The organism is Mycobacterium sp. TH-M82 (assembly GCF_057473605.1).
On the sequence record NZ_JBYCKY010000318.1, the window covers coordinates 1 to 2,832 of the forward strand.

Below are 2,832 nucleotides of genomic sequence, written 5' to 3' on the forward strand. Positions count from 1 at the left end.
AGGTGGTCGGCGACCAGGCCTGGATCGAGAACGACTTCATCCCGACCGTCGCCAAGCGCGGCGCGGCGATCATCGACGCCCGCGGCGCCTCGTCGGCAGCTTCGGCCGCCTCGGCGACCATCGATGCTGCCCGGGACTGGCTGCTTGGCAGCCCGGCGGGGGACTGGGTGTCGATGGCGGTGATCTCCGACGGCTGCTACGGCGTGCCGGAGGGCCTCATCTCCTCCTTCCCGGTGACCACCGCCGGCGGCGACTGGAGCATCGTGGGCGGCTTGGAGATCGACGAGTTCTCCCGCGGCCGGATCGACACGTCGACCGCCGAGCTCGCCGACGAGCGCGACGCCGTCACCGGGCTCGGACTCGTCTAAGACCTGCGAAGTACCCTGGCTACCGATGCCTGAAATCGCGCCGGGAGAGGTGAAAGGCCCGCAGATTGTCGTCGGCGACGAGGAGATCTTCGAAGCCCACGTCGCCGGAAAGATCTCGGTGGAGGTGAAAGCCCCGCTGGACACCCAGCGCGCGCTGTCGATCGCCTACACCCCGGGGGTGGCGCAGGTCAGCCGCGCAATCGCCGCCGATCGCACCCTCGCCTCCCGCTACACCTGGGCGAACCGGCTGGTTGCCGTGGTCAGCGACGGCAGTGCGGTGCTCGGCCTGGGCGATATCGGTGCGGCGGCGGCGCTGCCGGTGATGGAGGGGAAAAGCGCGCTGTTCAAGACCTTCGGCGGCCTGGACTCCATCCCGATCGTGTTGGACACCAAGGACCCCGGCGAGATCGTGGAAACCCTGGTGCGACTGCGGCCCACGTTCGGCGCGGTCAACCTGGAGGACATCTCGGCGCCGCGCTGTTTCGAGATCGAACGCCGCGCCGTCGAAGCGCTGGACTGCCCCGTCATGCACGACGACCAGCACGGCACCGCGATCGTGGTGCTGGCGGCGCTGCAGGGCGCGGCTAAGGTGCTCGGCCGCGACATGGCATCGCTGCGGATCGTCATCGCCGGGGCGGGAGCGGCTGGTGTGGCATGTGCCAACATCCTTCTTTCCGTTGGTGTTCCCGACGTCACCGTGCTCGATTCGCAGGGCATCCTGCATCCCGAGCGCACCGACATGAACAGTGTCAAAGCCGAACTCGCCCAGCGCACCAACCCGACCGGACGAACCGGCGGCATGATCGAAGCGCTCGACGGCGCCGACGTGTTTCTGGGCGCCTCCGGCGGTGTGGTCCCGGAGGAGTTGATCGCATCGATGACGCCCGGCGGCGTGGTGTTCGCGCTGTCGAACCCCGACCCGGAGATCCATCCGGACCTGGCCGCGAAGTATGCGGCGGTGGTGGCGACCGGCCGCAGCGATTTCCCCAACCAGATCAACAACGTGCTGGCGTTCCCCGGGGTGTTCCGCGGGGCGCTGGATTCTGGTGCCCATCGGATCACCGAAGCGATGAAGCTCGCTGCTGCCGAGGCGATCTTCTCCGTCGTCGGCGACGAACTGGCACCGGAGAATATCGTGCCCAGCCCGCTCGACCCCCGGGTGGGGCCCGCGGTCGCGGCAGCGGTCGGAGCAGCCTCCGAAGCTTCCAACCCCGGGGCACCTGCAGTCCCGCCGGCACACCCGCCATCTTGAGTCGGCGCTGTTGAGGCGGCCGATTGGCGGCGTGTGCCGGCTGGTGTTGGGGCTGGCGGCGCTGCTGCTCGCGGGCTGCGGCGCGGGCCCGTCGCGCCCGACCCTCACCGTCGGAGCGACGCCGGACACCGAATCGGTGCTGCTGGCGCACCTCTACGCGGGTGCGCTCCGGGGTTCGGGGGTGGCGGCACAGGTTCACAGCGCTGCCGATCCGGTCGCCGAGTTGGACTCCGGGGTGTTCGACGTGCTCCCCGGTCTGACCGGCCGCCTGCTGGCGGTCTTCGCGCCCGGTGCCATGGTGCGTTCAGACAGGCAGGTCTACCGGGCGATGGTCGGTGCCCTGCCGGAGGGAATCGCCGCCGGTGACTACGCCACCGCCGCCGAGGACAAGCCGACCCTGGCGGTGACCAAATCCACCGCGGCCGCGTGGGGCAGCACCGACTTGCGGTTGTTGGCTGGGCGTTGCTCCGGGCTGGTCGTGGGCGGCGTTGCGGGCGTTCGGACGCCGTCGGAGGTGGGCCGGTGCCGACTGCCGGATGTACGCGAATTCAGTGACGACGCAGCGCTGTTCGCGGCGCTGCGGGCACGGCAGCTCACCGCGGCCTGGACCAGCATCGCTGATCCCGACGTGCCCGACGACGTGGTGCTGCTCACCGACGCCAAGCCGGCGCTGATTCGTGCCGAGAATGTGGTGCCACTGTATCGGCGTAACGAGCTCGCTGAACCCCAGCTGCTGGCGATCAACCAGGTGGCCGGGGTGCTCGACACCGCCGCCCTGGTCGACATGCGCCGTCAGGTGGCCGGTGGCGCCGACCCGCAGGCGGTCACCGACGCCTGGCTGGCCGAACACCCGCTGTGGCACTAACGTGCCAGCCGTTACGCCCTATCGCCCTCTGACCTACTAGATCGGGCGACAAGTCGGTACGGGTTATGGCGAACGTCGTGACCACAGGCGAGGCGAGAAATGCCCAGCGTCCGCCGCGGATCGCTACGCGGACAACCGAGCGCTTCGCGCGCTGGTGACCACTTCGGTGGCCCGGTCGTGTGGCGGGTGTGCGCGGTGCTGCTGGCCGGGGTGTGAACATCGCGGGCGGATCGTGTCGTAGGGTCGCCGTAGTATGCGAAAGCATGTTCGATGTTGATGGGTCGCCGCAGGTCGCCGTGGCATTCGCCGGTGCTGACGACGCTGCTGTGGTGGGTGCCATCAGCGCC

2 protein-coding genes and 1 pseudogene are annotated in these 2,832 nt (G+C 69.5%); all 3 read left to right on the forward strand.

From position 1 onward, the window contains the following. A pseudogene (locus tag AC2VON_RS09990) lies at positions 1–368 on the forward strand (malate dehydrogenase); the annotation flags it as partial. Positions 369–393: 25 nt separating this feature from the next. Further along, a complete protein-coding gene (locus AC2VON_RS09995) occupies positions 394–1,620 on the forward strand; it encodes an NAD(P)-dependent malic enzyme (protein ID WP_486952811.1) in 1,227 nt (408 codons plus the stop codon). A gap of 10 nt (positions 1,621–1,630) precedes the next feature. Then, complete coding sequence (locus AC2VON_RS10000; protein ID WP_486952812.1) at positions 1,631–2,485, forward strand: glycine betaine ABC transporter substrate-binding protein; 855 nt, start codon at positions 1,631–1,633, stop codon at positions 2,483–2,485. The last annotated feature ends 347 nt before the right edge of the window (positions 2,486–2,832 follow it).